9 protein-coding genes are annotated in these 15,374 nt (G+C 65.0%); 2 read left to right on the forward strand and 7 right to left on the reverse strand.

The window, feature by feature from the left end:
* Positions 1 to 15 precede the first annotated feature (15 nt).
* On the reverse strand, positions 16 to 1,926 hold the full coding sequence (locus ACIQ67_RS07915) for a glucokinase (protein ID WP_397533819.1): 1,911 nt from the start codon (positions 1,924 to 1,926) through the stop codon (positions 16 to 18).
* 395 nt (positions 1,927 to 2,321) lie between these two features.
* Between ACIQ67_RS07915 and glk the strand changes: the two genes are divergently transcribed.
* Both glk and ACIQ67_RS07925 read left to right on the forward strand, forming a co-directional pair.
* Positions 2,322 to 3,338, forward strand: coding sequence for a glucokinase (glk, locus tag ACIQ67_RS07920; protein WP_397533820.1), 1,017 nt, complete (start codon positions 2,322 to 2,324; stop codon positions 3,336 to 3,338).
* Between the two features lie 302 nt (positions 3,339 to 3,640).
* Positions 3,641 to 6,427, forward strand: a complete 2,787-nt coding sequence (locus ACIQ67_RS07925; protein WP_397533821.1) for a TonB-dependent receptor — start codon at positions 3,641 to 3,643, stop codon at positions 6,425 to 6,427.
* Between the two features lie 255 nt (positions 6,428 to 6,682).
* On the opposite strand, the gene ACIQ67_RS07930 is transcribed toward ACIQ67_RS07925, so the two are convergent.
* From ACIQ67_RS07930 to ACIQ67_RS07955, 6 genes are read right to left on the reverse strand one after another with little or no spacing between them, the layout of a single operon-like run.
* A complete protein-coding gene (locus ACIQ67_RS07930; protein ID WP_397533822.1) occupies positions 6,683 to 7,663 on the reverse strand; it encodes an aldo/keto reductase in 981 nt (326 codons plus the stop codon).
* Positions 7,564 to 10,239: an alpha-amylase family glycosyl hydrolase gene (locus tag ACIQ67_RS07935; protein WP_397533823.1), complete on the reverse strand. Its 2,676-nt coding sequence runs from the start codon at positions 10,237 to 10,239 to the stop codon at positions 7,564 to 7,566. The genes ACIQ67_RS07930 and ACIQ67_RS07935 overlap by 100 nt, the downstream gene beginning before the upstream one ends.
* 4 nt (positions 10,240 to 10,243) lie before the next feature.
* Complete coding sequence (gene malG / locus ACIQ67_RS07940; RefSeq protein WP_397533824.1) at positions 10,244 to 11,134, reverse strand: maltose ABC transporter permease MalG; 891 nt, start codon at positions 11,132 to 11,134, stop codon at positions 10,244 to 10,246.
* A gap of 12 nt (positions 11,135 to 11,146) precedes the next feature.
* Positions 11,147 to 12,757 (reverse strand): maltose ABC transporter permease MalF, encoded by a 1,611-nt coding sequence (gene malF, locus ACIQ67_RS07945; RefSeq protein ID WP_397533825.1) that lies wholly within the window; start codon positions 12,755 to 12,757, stop codon positions 11,147 to 11,149.
* Positions 12,754 to 13,941, reverse strand: coding sequence for a maltose/maltodextrin ABC transporter substrate-binding protein MalE (gene malE, locus ACIQ67_RS07950; protein WP_397533826.1), 1,188 nt, complete (start codon positions 13,939 to 13,941; stop codon positions 12,754 to 12,756). The genes malF and malE overlap by 4 nt, the downstream gene beginning before the upstream one ends.
* Positions 13,938 to 15,104, reverse strand: a complete 1,167-nt coding sequence (locus ACIQ67_RS07955) for an ABC transporter ATP-binding protein (protein ID WP_397533827.1) — start codon at positions 15,102 to 15,104, stop codon at positions 13,938 to 13,940. Before ACIQ67_RS07955 ends, malE begins: the two co-directional genes overlap by 4 nt.
* Positions 15,105 to 15,374: the final 270 nt, after the last annotated feature.

The following is a 15,374-nucleotide window of genomic DNA, read 5'->3' on the forward strand; positions in this document are numbered from 1 at the left end:
CAGCTGGCCCGTGGCTCAGCGGCTGTGCGAGGTCAGCCGGGCCAGCGGTGCGGCCAGGCTGACCCCCGGCGCTGCGCTGCGAGCACCGCGGGCACCCTCTGGGGCGGGTGCGGCAGGTGCTTCTTCCTCGAGCTCCTGACGCATGCCGTCCAGCATGACTTCGGGATTGCGGCGCATGGCCACGCCGACAGCCAGGATGTCGATCACCAGCAGGTGCAGGATGCGGCTGACCATGGGCAGGTGGGTGGCAACGTCTTCGACGTGGTCGACGATCAGGGTGGCGTCGGCCTTGCGCGCCAGTGGCGACTGGCTGGCGGTGATGGCGACCACCGAGGCGCCGCGCGCGCGGGCTTTCTCTGCCACATCCAGCAGCTCGGGCAGCTTGCCGCCGGAGCTGATGATGACGGCCACATCGTCCTTGCTCATCACCGCGGCAGCCAGCGATTGCAGCCGCGGGTCGGTGTGCGCGCCACTGGGCACGCCGAAGCGCAAGAACTTGAACTGCGCGTCCTGGGCGACCACGCCGTAGTGGCCTACTGCGAAGAACTCGATGCGGCGCGCCTTCAGCAGCAGCTCGATGGCGCGGTCGATCATGTCGCGGTTCAGCGCGCTGCGCACCTGCAGGATGGCCGAGGCAGTGTTGCCGAGCACCTTGGCGCCTAGCTCCAGCATCGAGTCGTCCTGTGTGACCTGGGTGTGGGTCACCGGCACCGTGCCGGTCAGCCCTGAAGCCAGGCGCAGCTTGAAGTCCGACAGGCCCTCGCAGCCCAGCGAGCGGCAGAAACGGATCACCGTGGGTTGGCTGACATTCGCAGCGCGGGAGATCTCGGCGATCGGCGCATTGAGTGCCGCACGCGGATGCGCCAGCACATGGTCGGCCACCCGCAGCTCGGCGGGCGAGAGCTGCTCGCGGGCGCGCCGGATCTGATTCAGGATGGCGGCACCGGGCCCGCTGTTGATGCTGCGCAGCTGCGCTTCCAGGATGGCCGAAGCGCCAATGAAGGTGGCGTGTTCGGCCGTGATGACATAGGTCGGGATGGCCGCCAGATAGCTGCTGAAGCGCCCCTTCTCCTCAAAGCGCTGGCGGAACTTGGACTGATCGAAATAGCTGCCCAGGCGCGGCACGATGCCGCCGCCGATGTAGATGCCACCCAGCGCGCCGAGCGTCACGGCCAGGTTGGCGGCGGCCGTTCCCATCAGCACGCAGAACAGGTCCAGCGTGTCGACGCAGACCGGGTCGCTGCCGTCCAGGGCTCGCTGGGTGATCTCCGGCGCCTGCAGATCTTCGGCGCTGCGGCCGGCGTAGTCGGCCATCGCGCGGTAGATCAATTCCAGGCCCGGGCCCGACAGAAGGCGTTCGAAGGACACATGCTGGAACTGCTTCCAGGCAAAGCGCAGCAAGGCAATCTCTCGTTCATCGCGTGGCGAGAAACTGGTGTGGCCGCCTTCGGTGCCCAGCGCGATCCAGCCCTCGCCGGCCGGAATCAGGCCTGAGACGCCCAGGCCGGTGCCCGAGCCCAGCAGGCCGATCACGCTTTGCTTATTGGCCGCGCCGCCGCCGATCTGGCGCACATCACGGGCCGACAGCCGCGGCAGCGCCATGGCCAGCGCGGTGAAGTCGTTGACCACCACCAGCGTGTCCAGACCCAAGCGCTGGCGCATCTCCTCGATGGAGAACTGCCAGTGGTAGTTGGTCATGCGCACCTGGTCGCCTTCGACCGGGTTGGCGATCGCCACGCCCGCATGCTGGATCTGCACCTTGGGCAAGGTGGCCAGGTAGGCCTTGATGGCGGCATGGAAGTCCGCATGGTCGGCGCAACGCAGCGAGGCGATGTGTTCGAACTGGCCCTGCGTCGTTTCTAGCGCGAAACGGGCATAGGTGCCGCCGATGTCGGCGATCAGGCGAGGGCTGTCGAAAGGATGCATAAGTGGTTCTTGTCCTGAGGCCCTGGGGCGGCGGCTTGGCTGCGCGCGATTATGCGGCCCGCGAGTCACCGTCAGTTGCGGCGCCAGCGTGGCATTTCAGGAATGCTGTGTAGCTGCACTACAGCCCTAGAGCAAGTCGGTGTAGCCCCCGGGTGCGGCCCCGTGCGCCGCTTCGCAGCATGCGCTCGCATGCAGGCGGAGGGGGTTGCCTCAGCAAGTGTTCTGTGCCGAACGCCGGCGGAAATGTAGTTTTGGTGAAGACTCTCTTGTCATTCAAATGTAGTTTTGCTACCTTGATGGCATGGAAATGAGAAGTTTTGCAACGCCCCTGAAGCGCTTGAGCCGAGCATGGCGGTGCTCCGCGCCGTTCCGCGCCTTGAAGCGGAGGCTGATTCATGACGAGTGAGCGTATCGAGATGGCGAAGCAGCAGCGCATGGACGCTTCGCCGCCGCCCTGTCTGGTGGCTGACATCGGTGGCAGCAACGCGCGCTTCGGCTGGGCGGTGGCCGGACGGGTCTCCCATGTCCGCACGGTGGCTGTCGCGACTTGTGGCGGGCCGGTCGAGGCGGCGCAAGCCTATCTTGATGGCCTGGCTGCTGAGTTAGGGCCGGGTTTTAGCTGGCCCAGGCGGGCCGCGTTTGCCGTTGCGACCGCCTTGGCCGGCGACGAGGTTGATCTCATCAACAGCAACTGGCGCTTCTCGCGCAGCGAGGTTCAGCGCCAACTCGGCCTGGACCTGCTGTTGATGCTGAATGACTTCGAGGCGCTGGCGCTGTCCCTGCCCGGATTGCAACCCTCGCAGCTGCACGCTCATGGCCCGCTGCCGAACCCCGCAGGCATGCTGGCGGTGATTGGTCCGGGTACCGGGCTCGGCGTGGCGGGCGTCGTGCAGACCGCTCAGGGCTGGCTGGCCTTGCCGGGGGAAGGCGGGCATGCCTCGCTGGCGCCCACAGACGACTTCGAATCGGCGCTGCTGGCCCATGTGCGGCGTGAGCATGCGCATGTGTCTGCCGAGCGTCTGCTCTCGGGTATCGGGCTGCCGGTGCTGCATGGGGCGGTGGCGGCCCTGATCGGGCACGCCTCGCCTTGTCTGGCATCTGAGCGCATTGTCGAACTCGGCCTGAGTGGCGCTGACAAGACCTGCAGCCAGACGCTCGATGTGTTCTGTGCGCTGCTGGGCGGCTTTGCCGGCAGTGTGGCGCTGACGCTGGGTGCACGTGGCGGTGTCTACATCGGCGGCGGCATCGTGCCGCGGCTTGCGAATCGTTTCTTTGAGTCGGACTTCCGCCAGCGCTTTGAGGCCAAGGGGCGCCTGAGCCCCTATCTGCAATCGATCCCGACAGCCTTGATCACCGACACGCTGGCTGCGCTGGGTGGTGCGGCGCTGGCGATCGATCAGCACCGGGCTTGACGCTGTCGGCGACGCTGCGTCCTGGATGGTTGTAGTTTAGATACTAATTGTTCTGCCGAAGAAATCTGCAACAAGTGGCGATCGTGGTCATCTTGCCTATGAAAAGCCCTGTGTATTTCAAAAGCCGAATGACTTTCAGCGGTGAAAAAAGTCATTACTAGGGATTTGGCTGATGTTGCAAACAATCTAGTTTTGGTACAAACCTGATCAAGACAAGAACAGAAGATTTTCTGTAGGCCGGTCCGGAAAGCCGGTCTCCAGAGCGTGTGTGGCTGCGATAGAGATCAAGTAGGAGACAAGCAATGAAGAGTTCCAAATTCAGGTCCGACGTGCGCCAGGTGGCGCGGGCTTCTGTGGGCAAGATGAGTCCGGTCGCGGCCGGCTGCACGGTGCTGTTGCTGCTTGCGGCTCAGGCCGCGCAGGCTCAGCAGTCCACCACGTTGGACACCGTCACCGTGACCGGCATCCGCAAGGGCATCGAAGCGGCCATTTCGGTCAAGAAAAACTCTGACTCCATCGTCGAGGCGATTTCGGCAGAAGACATCGGCAAGCTGCCAGACAACAGCATCGCCGAATCGCTGGCGCGCTTGCCGGGCCTGTCGGCCCAGCGGGTCGCCGGCCGTGCCCAGGTCATCAGCGTGCGTGGCCTGTCGCCCGACTTCGCGACCAGTCTGCTGAACGGCCGTGAGCTGGTCAGCACAGGCGACAACCGCAGTGTCGAGTTCGACCAGTACCCCTCCGAGCTGCTGAGTGGCGTGACCGTCTACAAGACACCGGATGCAGGCCTGATCGGTCAGGGCTTGTCCGGCACGCTGGACATGCAAACCGTGAGGCCCTTGAACTTCGCCAACCGTGTGGTGGCCGTCAATGTGCGCGGCCAACGCAACTCGCTGGGCGCGGCGGCTGATGCCAAGGCCACTGGCAACCGCCTCAGCGCCAGCTACATCGACCAGTCGGCCGACCGCAAAGTGGGCTGGGTGCTGGGCTACGCCCACCAGGAAACCCCGGTGCAGGAGAATCAGGTCGGCCTGTACGAGCCCTGGGAGGCCATCGGAGATGGCTGGCGCCCGGGCCTGTCCGCAGGTACCTTCTACTCAAACGGTATCAAGGCCTTGCGTCGCACCGGCGTGACCAAGCGCGACGCCGTGATGGGTACGCTGGAACTGCGCGCGTCCAAGGAATGGACGAGCGTGCTGGACGTCTATCACACGACGGCCAAGCAGGTGGACACCGCCAACCAGTTCGAGGTCAATCTCGGCGACTACAACGGCGGTTTTGGTCGTATCAACATCACCTCGCCCGTCGTGAACGGCAGCAAGACCTTCACCGGTGGCGTTGTCGCCAACCTGTACCCCCTGGTGCGGGGCATGTACAACAAGCGCGATGACACAATCGACGCAGCCGGCTGGAACAATAAGTTCACCTTCGGCGACCTCACTGTCGTCGCCGATGTCAGCTTCTCGAAGGCCAAGCGGAACGAACTCAATCTCGAGAACAACACGCAGCTCGCTCCTGTCGCCGGTAATGGGCAACTGGACACCCTGACGCTGAACTACGCCACCGGCGGCTTCTCGCTGATGGATCCGCTGAAGAGCTACTCAGACCCGAGCAAGCTCCTGCTTCGCGGCACCATATACGGCTCTGGCTACGGCAAGGTGCCGAGCGTTGAAGACGAGCTGAAGAGCTTCAAGCTCGCAGGCACTATGCCGGCACCGGCCTTGGTGCGCGGACTGTTCTCCGACGTCGACTTCGGCGTGAACTACGCTGACCGCTCGAAGAAGAAACGCCAACCGGAAGGCAACATCAACCTCGGTGCGCAGGGCATTACTGCCATCGGGTCGGAGTTCCAGTATGGTCTGGTCGATCTGAGCTTCGCTGGCGTTGGCCAGATACCGGCCTGGAATGTGCCAGGCGCCGTGGGCAAGTACATGACCTTCGAACCCAGTTCGACTTCCGCGGCCTACCTGGTCGCCAAGTCCTGGGACGTCAACGAGAAGATCACCACGGGCTTCGTGAAGGGTCAGATCGACACCAAGTGGGGTGGCGTTGATGTGCGAGGCAATGTGGGTCTGCAGTTGCAGCACGTCGACCAATCGTCCGACGCGATCCGCCTGACCAATGGCGGCAACCCCAAGCCGATCACTGACGGCAAGACCTTCACCGATGCGCTGCCCAGCATGAACCTTGTCTTTGGCCTAGCCAATGACCAGGCGGTGCGTGTGGGCCTGGCCAAGCAGGTGGCCCGCCCGCGCGTGGACCAGCTGCGCTCAGCCATCGAGTTCGGCGTCGGCGACACGCCGAACGCGCAGGGCAACCGGGAACCTGGCGCGAGCGGCGGCAATGCCAAGGTTGATCCCTGGCGCGCTGTGGCCTTCGATTTGTCCTATGAAAAGTACTTTGGCAACAAGGCCTATGTGGCCGCGGCCTACTTCCACAAGGACTTGAAGACCTACATCTACACCCAGAAAATCTCGGGCTACGATTTCTCCAACTACCTCGGTGACGTGACCCCGGTGCTGGGCGCCAACGGTCGGCCGATCCCGCTCCAGGCCACCGGAACCTATACCGCGCCCGAGAATGGCAAGGGCGGCCGCCTGTCTGGCGTCGAGTTGTCGGCCTCGCTGCCGTTCGCCCTGTTGTCGCCGGCTCTGAATGGCTTCGGCATCCAGGCCAGCGCAAGCTTCACCAGCAGTGGCATCAAGATCCGTGACCCGGAAAGTGCCAGCAGCGTCGGCTCCGGCGAAATCACCCTGCCTGGCCTGTCCAAGCGCGTCAGCAATCTCACCTTCTATTACGAGAACAAGGGCTTCGAGTTCCGGATCAGCCAGCGCAAGCGTTCGGACTTCATCGGTGAGATTGGCAACTTCAACGGCGTGCGTGCGCTGCGCTATGTGGTGGGCGAGAACATCACCGATGCGCAGGTGGGCTACAACTTCAACGAAGGCAGCTTGAAGGGCCTCGGCTTGACCTTGCAGGTGAACAACTTGGGTGACGCTGCGTACCAGACCTACGCTGGCACCAAGGATCGTCCGCTGGAGTACATGAAGTGGGGTCGCACCGTGCTTGTGGGTGCCAGCTACAAGTTCTGATCTGCTTCTCCGGCCGCAGGGCCGGTTCGATGAAGCCTTGGCCGCAGATTCGCTCTGGGGCCTTTTTCATTGGGCCAGCAGTTTCTTGAGCGAGACGAACTTTTCAGATGAGCGCCAGCTTGGCGCTGCTGTGCCTGCGGTGGCTGCCGCAGCGCGGCGATGAGCTGCTGTAGAGGTCGCGCAGGCGCAGCAGTCCGTGCGCCTGAATGCCGCAGAAGACGCGGCCCCATGTGCCGGAACATGAGGCGCAGGGCCCTAGATCATGCCGGCCCAATCCGGGCTATGGTCACGATGCAGTCGCGCCAGCACACCGTCTGGCAAAGGTCCGCGGCGGACAGCGGCGAGGTTGGCGCGCAGATGTGTCAAGCTGGCAGTGCCCATCAAAACGCTGCTGATGCCTGGCGCATGGGCGGCAAAGCGGAGCGCCAGGCCGGGCCAGTCGTTTTCTCCTGCGGCTTGCAGGAGTGTGGCTGGCAGACCCAGGCGTTGCCAACGATCCCAGTACGCAGCTTCTGCCGCATCGGCCGGGCGTTGCGGCTGGCGCCAGATCGAACCGGCTAGCGGGCGCTTCGCCAGCACACCGATGCCCAGGCGCTGCGCCTGGCCCAGCCTGCCATTCAAGTTGACCTGGTCGCACACGCTGACCGAGGTCTGCACCGAGCCGAAGGCGCCGCTTTGCAGCGCGAAGTCCAGCTCGGCGTTGTCGCCCGAGTAGGCCGCCACGCGCAGCTTGCCCCCGCGCTGGCAATCCAGCAGCGCGCGGGTCACCTCGCCCTGCTGCAGCACGCTGAGCGGGCAGGAGTGCAGATGCACGATGTCGATCACGTCGGTGTGCATCAGGCGCAAGGCCCGTTCCACGCCGAGGACGATGCAGTCATAGCTCCAGTCGGGCACGCCTTCGACACCGTAGCCCACCTTGGTTGACAGCAGAAACTGTTGGCGCCGGTGGGCCAGGTGGCGGCCGATGCGCTCTTCGCTGAGCCCGTAGCTGCGGGCAGTGTCGATCAGGTTCACGCCCAGATCCAGCACCGCATTGAGCAGGTGGCCGGCCTCCGCTTCGCTGATGCGCTCGTCGTTCACATGCATGGCGCCGAAGCCCAGGGCCGACACCCGGAGGCCGCTGCGCCCGAGCGGCCTCAGTTCCACAGCAGCACGCGGCCGAACAGGGCTGGGACTTCCAGCTCCAGATGCCCGTCCACGGGCCGCAGCACGCGGCCATCGAGCGCGTCGCGCCACTCGGCCTGCTGCAGCGCCTCGGGCAAGGCCAGCCGCAGGCGTCGCGTCGTTGTCGCGTTGTTGGTCGCCGTGAGCGCCCAGCTCTGGCCCGACTGGCGGGCCAGCACGATCACATGTGCATCCAGATACAAGGGCGCTTGCAGGCTGCCGTGGCGCAGCACCGGGTGGCTCTGGCGCATCTGCGTCAGGCGCTTGAAGTCGGCCAGAAGCGCCGTGTCGGGTTGGCCTCCTTCATCGGCCCAGGGGTAGGTGCGGCGGTTGTCCGGGTCGTCGCCACCGCCCAGACCCACCTCGTCGCCGTAGTAGATGGTTGGCGCACCGGGATAGATCATCTGGAACAGCAGCGCCAGGCGCAGGCGCTGCTTCGCCTCGGCGAGCGTCTTGGCATTGGCGTCGTCCTGGTGGCCGAAGTGGTGCAGCGCGCGCGGCTGGTCGTGGCTGGACAGCAGGTTCATCAGCGCGTACAGCGCCTGCGGCGGATAGGCCTCGCGTAGCAGTTCCAGATTGGCGTAGAGCTTGTCGGCCGCGCCGCCGGCTGCATAGTCCAGCACCGTATTGCGGAAGATGTAGTTCATCGTCGAGTCGAAGCTGTCGCCCAGGAAGTACTTGCTGGCGTCGAACCAGGTCTCGGCGATCGTCAGAGCGTCGGGCTTGTGGGCCTTGATCGCGGCGCGCCATTCGCGCCAGAAGTCGTCCGGCACCCAGGGCGCCACGTCCATGCGCCAACCGGCTGCGCCCTGGTCCAGCCAATGCTTCATTACCGAGTCCGGCTCGCCATAGGCGAAGGCGCGGAAGGCCTTCGACTGCTTGTCCAGTTCCGGCAGGTCCTTCACGCCGACCCAGCCCTGGTACTGGTCCTCGGGATTGGGCTGGCTCGGGTCCAGCTTGAACCAGTTGGCGTAGGGTGATGCCGGGTTGAGTCGGCCGCCGTCGAACGCGCCGCCGGCCGGGTAATTGCCGAAGCGGTTGAAGTAGGGCGAGTCGCTGCCGACGTGATTGAGCGAGCTGTCGGGAATCACGCGGATGCCACGCTTCGCCGCTTCCTGCGTCAAGCGCTTGAAGTCGGCGTTGCTGCCGAAGGCGGGATCGATCTGCTTGAAGTCCGCGGTGTCGTACTTGTGATTGCTGGGGGCGCGGAATACAGGCGTCATGTACAGGGTGTTGGCGCCAAGCTCGCGGATGTAATCCAGCTTGTCGATGATGCCCTGCAGGTCGCCGCCGAAGAAGTCGTTGTTGAAGACGCTGTCCGAGCCGTCACCGCTGCCCGGCTTGAAGGGCTTCTCGTTCCAGCGCTCGTGCAGCTCGACGCTGTGGCGCTGGTACCGGTCGCGTCCGGGCCGCGGATCGTTGCCCTTTTCACCATTGCGGAAGCGCTCGGGGAAGACGTAGTAGTAGACGATGTCGCGCGCCCAGCTCGGCACCTGGAAGTCGGCCGCATGGATGGTCTGGCGGTAGCGGCGGATGCGCTTGGCATCTGCGGGCGGCTCCTCGATCAGGCCGGTGCCCATCGAGCCCTTCTCGCGCGTCCAGTAGATGCTGTCCTTGTTGTTCTGGTAGAGGTAGCGCCGACCCTGGATGCTGACGACGAAGTAGTAGCCGTAGATTGCCGGCTCGCTGAAGCGGTGCTGCGCGCGCCACTGCTCGCGCCCGCCCACCGTGCTGCGTTGCATCGCAAGGCGTGCCAGCTCGGTGTATTCGAGCAGCTCCTGGTTGCCCTCAAGGCGGCGACGCTCGATCACCAGCTCGACGGACTCGACGCCGGGCAGCGCGTCGAGCATGAAGTCGAAGCGCGTGCCCGCGGGCTGCGCACCGAACGGCGCCTTGTGTGCGCCGGACCGCGAGTTGTAGTGCACGCTCAGCGCCAAAGGGTCGCTGATAGTGCTGGCCGCGGCGCTGGCTCGACGCGGCAGCAGCGTGAGACGAGGGCGCTTGCGCTCGTCCAGCTCCATGCGCAGCGTGTGCGCACCGTCGAATCGCAGGCTGTGGTTGCCACCTTTTGCGGCCGCGAAGCTCGTCCCCGGGCTCCAGGCGGCGTCGGCGATCTTGAACTCATGCGCGCTGCTCAGCTGCAGGTCCAGTTCGTAGGCATCGCAGCGGTACTGGAAGGCATAGTCGTCCAGGGCGGCCCAGTTGTTCATCGTGCCGCGCAGGTAGAGCGTGGTGTCGCCCAGCGGTGCTGTCGGGCAGGCGCTGATGCTCAGTGCCTGCGCTGTCTTGTGCTTGTCGTCCATGCGCAGTTGCAGCCGGTAGTGGCCGGGAGCGAAGCGCTGGCTCAGCTCGCCGCCCTTGGCTTGCAGGCCTTGCAGGCTGCCGCCGAAGTCGGCATCGGCCGACCAGTCCTCGTCGGCCACCTTGAAGCGCTGCTCGCCCTTCAGTTCGACGAGCAGTTCGTAGCGGTCACAGCGGTACTGGAAGCGATAGGCGTCCAATGCCGCCCAGCCGTTCATCGTGCCGCGCAGGTAGAGCTCGCGTGCGCCCAGCGGGCTGGGCTTGCAGTTGGTGGCCTGGGATTGGGCCATGGCCTGGGGCAGGAGGGCCAGGCCCAGCAGCGTGGCTGCAAAAAGTCGACAGACCATCGCTTCAGCCCTTGACGCCGCCGGCCGTCAGCCCGGAGACGATCCAGCGCTGCGCGAGCAAGAAAACCAGTGTGATCGGCAGGCCCGACAAGACGGCCGCCGCGGCGAAGTCGCCCCACAGGAAACGCTGGTCGTGCAGGAAGTACTTGGAGCCCACCGCCAGCGTCAGGTTGGCCTCCTCGCGCAGCAGCACCGAGGCCACCGGGTACTCGATGATGGTGCCGATGAAGGCCAGCACGAACACCACCATCAGGATGGGCACGGCCATCGGCAGCAACACCCGGCGGAAGGCCTGCCAGTGCGTGGCGCCGTCCACCTTGGCGCATTCCTCGATCTCCACCGGAATGGTCTCGAAATAGCCCTTGATGGTCCAGATGTGCGTGGCCACGCCGCCCAGATAGGCCAGCACCAGGCCGGCATGGGTCTCGATGCCCAGCCAGGGCAGGTGGGTGCCCAGGGTCTCGAAGATCGCGTAGATGGCCACCAGGGCCAGAACCGGCGGAAACATCTGCAGCAGCAGCATGCTGTTCAGCAAGGGCAGCTTGAAGCGAAAGCGCAGCCGCGCGAAGGCATAGGCCGCGGTGGTCGAGATGGCGACGATTAGCAGCGCCGAGACGGTAGCGATCTTGACCGAGTTCCACAGCCACAGCAGCACCGGGAAGGGCGGCTGCACCCAGCTGCCGTCCTCGGCCTGATAGGGGATGCCCAGCGCCAGCTTCCAGTGCTCCAGGCTGATCTCGGTGGGGATCAGGCTGCCGGTGGCGAAGTTGCCGGGCCGCAGCGAGATCGACAGCACCGCCAGCAGCGGAAACAGCGTCAGCGCGAGAAAGGCCCATAGCAGCGCATGCGCGGCGAAGACGCGCCAGCGAGCTTGTTTGCCTCGAACGATGGCCATGGTGTGTGGGTCTCAGTCTTGTGTCTTGCGCATCAGGCGCAGATTCAGCAGCGACAGGGCTGCCACCAGGAAGAAGATCAGCGTGGAGATTGCCGCGGCCAGTCCGAAGTCCGAGCCCGAATCCTTGAAGGCGATGCGGTAGGTGTAGGACACCAGGATGTCGGTCTGTCCGGCGGGAATCTTGGTGTTCAGGAAGTCGGGGCGCCCGTCGGTGAGCAGCGCGATCAGCACGAAGTTGTTGAAGTTGAAGGCGAAGGCCGAGACCAGCAGCGGCGCCAGCGGCTTGATGATCAACGGCGCGGTGATCTTGAAGAAGTTCGTCAGCGGACCGGCGCCGGCTATGGCCGAGGCCTCATACAGATCGGCCGGAATCGCCTTCAGCAGGCCGGCGCACAGAATCATGATGTAGGGATAGCCCAGCCACACATTGACGATCAGCAGCATGACCTTGGCCAGCAGCGGATCCGCGAACCAGGCCGGCTTGACGCCCAGCAAGGCGTCCAGGATGGCGTTGATCTCGCCGAAGTTCTGGTTGAACAGACCCTTGAACACCAGAATGGAGATGAAGCCCGGCACTGCATAGGGCAGGAACAGCAGGGTGCGGTAGGTGGCGCGGTACTTCAGGTCCTCCCAGTTCAGCAGCACGGCCAGCAGCATGCCGATTGCGGTGGCGAACAGCACCGTGAGGGCCGAGAACAGCACGGTCCAGCTGAAGATGGCCAGGAAGGGGCCGCGGAAATCGGCGTCCAGCACCATGCGGGCGTAGTTGCGCCAGCCCACCATCACTTTGAAGCCGGGCTGCAGCAGTTCGCCGCTGGCGCTGCTGAAATTGCCGCGCTCGCGGTCCGGCCTGAAGACCTGACCATCGCTGTGGCGCGTCAGGCTGCCATCGGCCGCGGCTTGCCAGTGCTGCTGGATCGGGCCGAACTCGCGCAGGCCCAGATAGCGCAGCTCAGGATGGCCAGGCACTTGCAGCGTCAGCCCGCGCAGCGCGTCGCGATGGCGGATCAACTCGCGCAGCGGCAGTGCCGTGTCAGCGGCCGGCGGCGTGGCGTCGGCAGCGGCCTGCATCGTCAATCGGATCGGAGCGCTGCTCGTCAGTGTCAGCGAAGGGGAAAGCCACAGCGGCGTCGCCAGCTCGGGGTCGCTGAGCAGCAGGCGGTATTGGGTGGCATCGGCCGCATCGGCGTGCAGCGTGAAGCTCAGCACCTGGGCTTCCACCACCTCATGCTGGTCGAGCAGGTAGTCGCGTGCGCGCTCCTCGCTGAGCAGATGGGCCGATGAATAGTTCGTGAAGCCGATCTGCGCCGTATAGACCAGCGGAAACGCCACGAACACGAGCATGCCGGCGATGCCGGGAAACAGGTAGCGCAGCGCAAAGCTGGCCCGGCTGAGATAGGCGTAGAAACCGGCGGCCAGCAAGGTCAGCGTGCCCAGCGCCCAGCTGGTCTGGCCGGCCATATAGACCAGAAACACCAGGTAGAGCGCGCCCAGCAGGGCGGCAGCGGTGAGTGGCCAGCGCAGCAGGCGGCCCAGGCGCTGCGGCAGGGTGTCCGGCAGGCGCCCGTAGGCGCTGCGCAGCGGCGCGCTGCGGGCCGGAGCGGAATCGGTGGCGGCGTTCATGGCTTGAGCTGCATGCGGGCGGCCGCGCCGTTCAGCGCGTCCTTGGGCGACTGCAGTCCGTTGGTGATGGCTTCCAGCGCGGCGTCCATGGCGGTCCAGAAACGGCCGACCTCGGGGATGTTGGGAATCGGTTCACCCAGCCGGGCGTTCTCCATGCTGGCCTTGATCAGCGGGTTGACCGCCAGCTCGGCGTAGAAGGCCTTGTTGGCCGGCACGCCGATGGGCACGTCGGCGTCCAGCACCTTCAGTGCCTCGGGGCGCAGCAGATGCTGCTCCAGGAACTCGCGGGCGATGTCCTTGTGCTTGGAGGGCGCGGCAATCATGCAGCCCAGTACGCCGACAAAGGGCTTGGACGGCTTGCCGGGCAGCACGGCGGGAATCGGCGCCACGCCGAAGTCGATCTTGGCGCGGCGCGCGTTGTCCCAGGCCCAGGGCCCGGAGATCATCATCGCCACCTCGCCGCGCGCGAAGGCGCTTTCCATCTCGGCGTAGCGTGCGCCCTTGGGCATGTGGCCGTCTCGCAGCAGGCGCTGGATCATCTCGGCACCGGCCAGCGCGCCGGCATTGTTGACGCCGACCTGGGCCGGGTCGAAATCGCCCTGCGCATTGCGGCCGAAGATCTGCCCGCCCGCGCCCGCCAGCAGCGGCCAGCTGAAGAAACTCTTGTTGTAGTCCCACAGGATGGCGCGCTTGCCCTGGGCCGCCAGCTTCTTGTCGAGTTGCAGCAGTTCGTCGAAGCTGGCTGGCGGCTTGTCGACGAGTGCCTTGTTGTAGATCAGCCCGGTGGTCTCGATCGCGATGGGGTAGCCCCAGATGCGGCCCTGATAGGACAGCGCCTGCCAGGCCGTGGCCTCGTTCTCCGCCAGCAGCTTCTTGCTGGGCCGCAGTGGCGTCAGCAGTCCGGACTTGGCCCATTCGCCGACGCGGTCGTGCGGCCAGCAGAAGATGTCCGGCCCCTTGCCGGCACCGGTTGCCTGCTGGAACTTGTCGGTGGCGTCGACCGGATGCTCGACCACCACCCGCACGCCGGACAGCTTTTCGAAGGTGTCGCCCACCTTCTGCAGTCCGTTGTAGGCCTTGTCGCCATTGATCCAGACCAGCAGCTTGGGCGCGGTGCTCTGGGCCTGCGCGGCGCTGCTGAGCAGGCCGGCCAGCAGCAGGCTTGTCAGGCCGAGCTTGCTCATGCCACCAGCTCCGGCGCAGCCAGGCGGCGCATGGCCTGGCCCTGGGCATCGAAGACATAGGCGGCTTCGGGGGGGATATGCAACTGCAGCGCATCGCCGCTGCGCACGCGGTCATGGCCGTTGCGGCCCTCGAACTGGCAGGTCAGTGGCTCGTCGGTGCCGGGGAAGTTGCAATAGGCAAAGGTGGCGCTGCCCAGGCATTCGACAAAGCTGACCTTGCTGCTCACCGTGTTGACGTCGCCGCCGAGCCGGATGTGCTCGGGCCGCACGCCCAGCGTCACCTTGTCGCCGACTTTCGCCCGCGAGGCATCGACAAAGGCGTACAGCAGGCTGCCATCGCGCAGACGCAGCAGAGCCTGCTGCGTCGAGGTGCAGGTGCTGTCGTCGCCTGATCGCTGTGCCGGCGGCTGGGCCAAGGTCTCGACCAGTTCAGCCTCGATGAAGTTCATCTTGGGGCTGCCGATGAAGCCGGCGACGAAGAGATTGGCCGGATGTTCGTACAGCTCCAGCGGCGTTCCGACCTGCTCGATGCGGCCGGCCTGCAACACCACGATGCGGTCCGCCAGTGTCATCGCCTCCACCTGGTCGTGCGTGACATAGACCATGGTGGTTTTCAGTTCCTCGTGCAGCTTGGCGAATTCATAGCGCATGCGCACGCGCAGCGCAGCGTCCAGGTTGGACAGCGGTTCGTCGAACAGAAAGACTTCGGGCTTGCGCACGATGGCCCGGCCGATGGCGACGCGCTGGCGCTGGCCGCCCGACAGGTCCTTGGGCTTGCGCTCCAGCAGATGCTCGATGTGCAGTATTCGCGCGGCATGGCGCACTGCGGCATCGATCTCGGCGGGCGGCACCTTGGCCAGTTTCAGGCCGAAAGCCATGTTGTCGTACAGATTCATATGCGGGTACAGCGCATAGGACTGGAACACCATCGCGATGCCGCGCTCGGCCGGCGGCACCTCGTTGACGAGCACGCCGCCGATGCGCATCTCGCCGCCGGTGATGTCTTCCAGGCCGGCGATGGTGCGCAGCAAGGTCGACTTGCCGCAGCCTGAGGGGCCGACAAACACCATGAACTCGCCGTCGCGGATATCCAGGTCGATGCCATGCAGGATCCGAGTCGCGCCATAGGCCTTGCTCACGCCTTGCAGCTTTACGTCCGCCACGTTTTGTCCTTTGCACAGCCAGGCGTCCGGCCTGGCTGCTTGTCTCTGTCTTGGGTCTGTTCGCCGGCGCACGGGGCGCTCGGTATGTAGACAATATACATTCGTATTGACCGATTCAACAACAGGGAAAACATCGAAGTAATCGGATTGAATCATTGAAAATCAATGGCTTGCGATGATTTGCGGGATAACCATATGTAGTCTAACTACAGCTTTTGTTGCGAGTGAGAGATACTTCAGGCCTCGCTGCCGCTGTTGCGGTGTTTGTGA

It is taken from the genome of Roseateles sp. (assembly GCF_044373315.1).
In the GTDB taxonomy this organism is placed as follows: domain Bacteria; phylum Pseudomonadota; class Gammaproteobacteria; order Burkholderiales; family Burkholderiaceae_C; genus JACDQM01.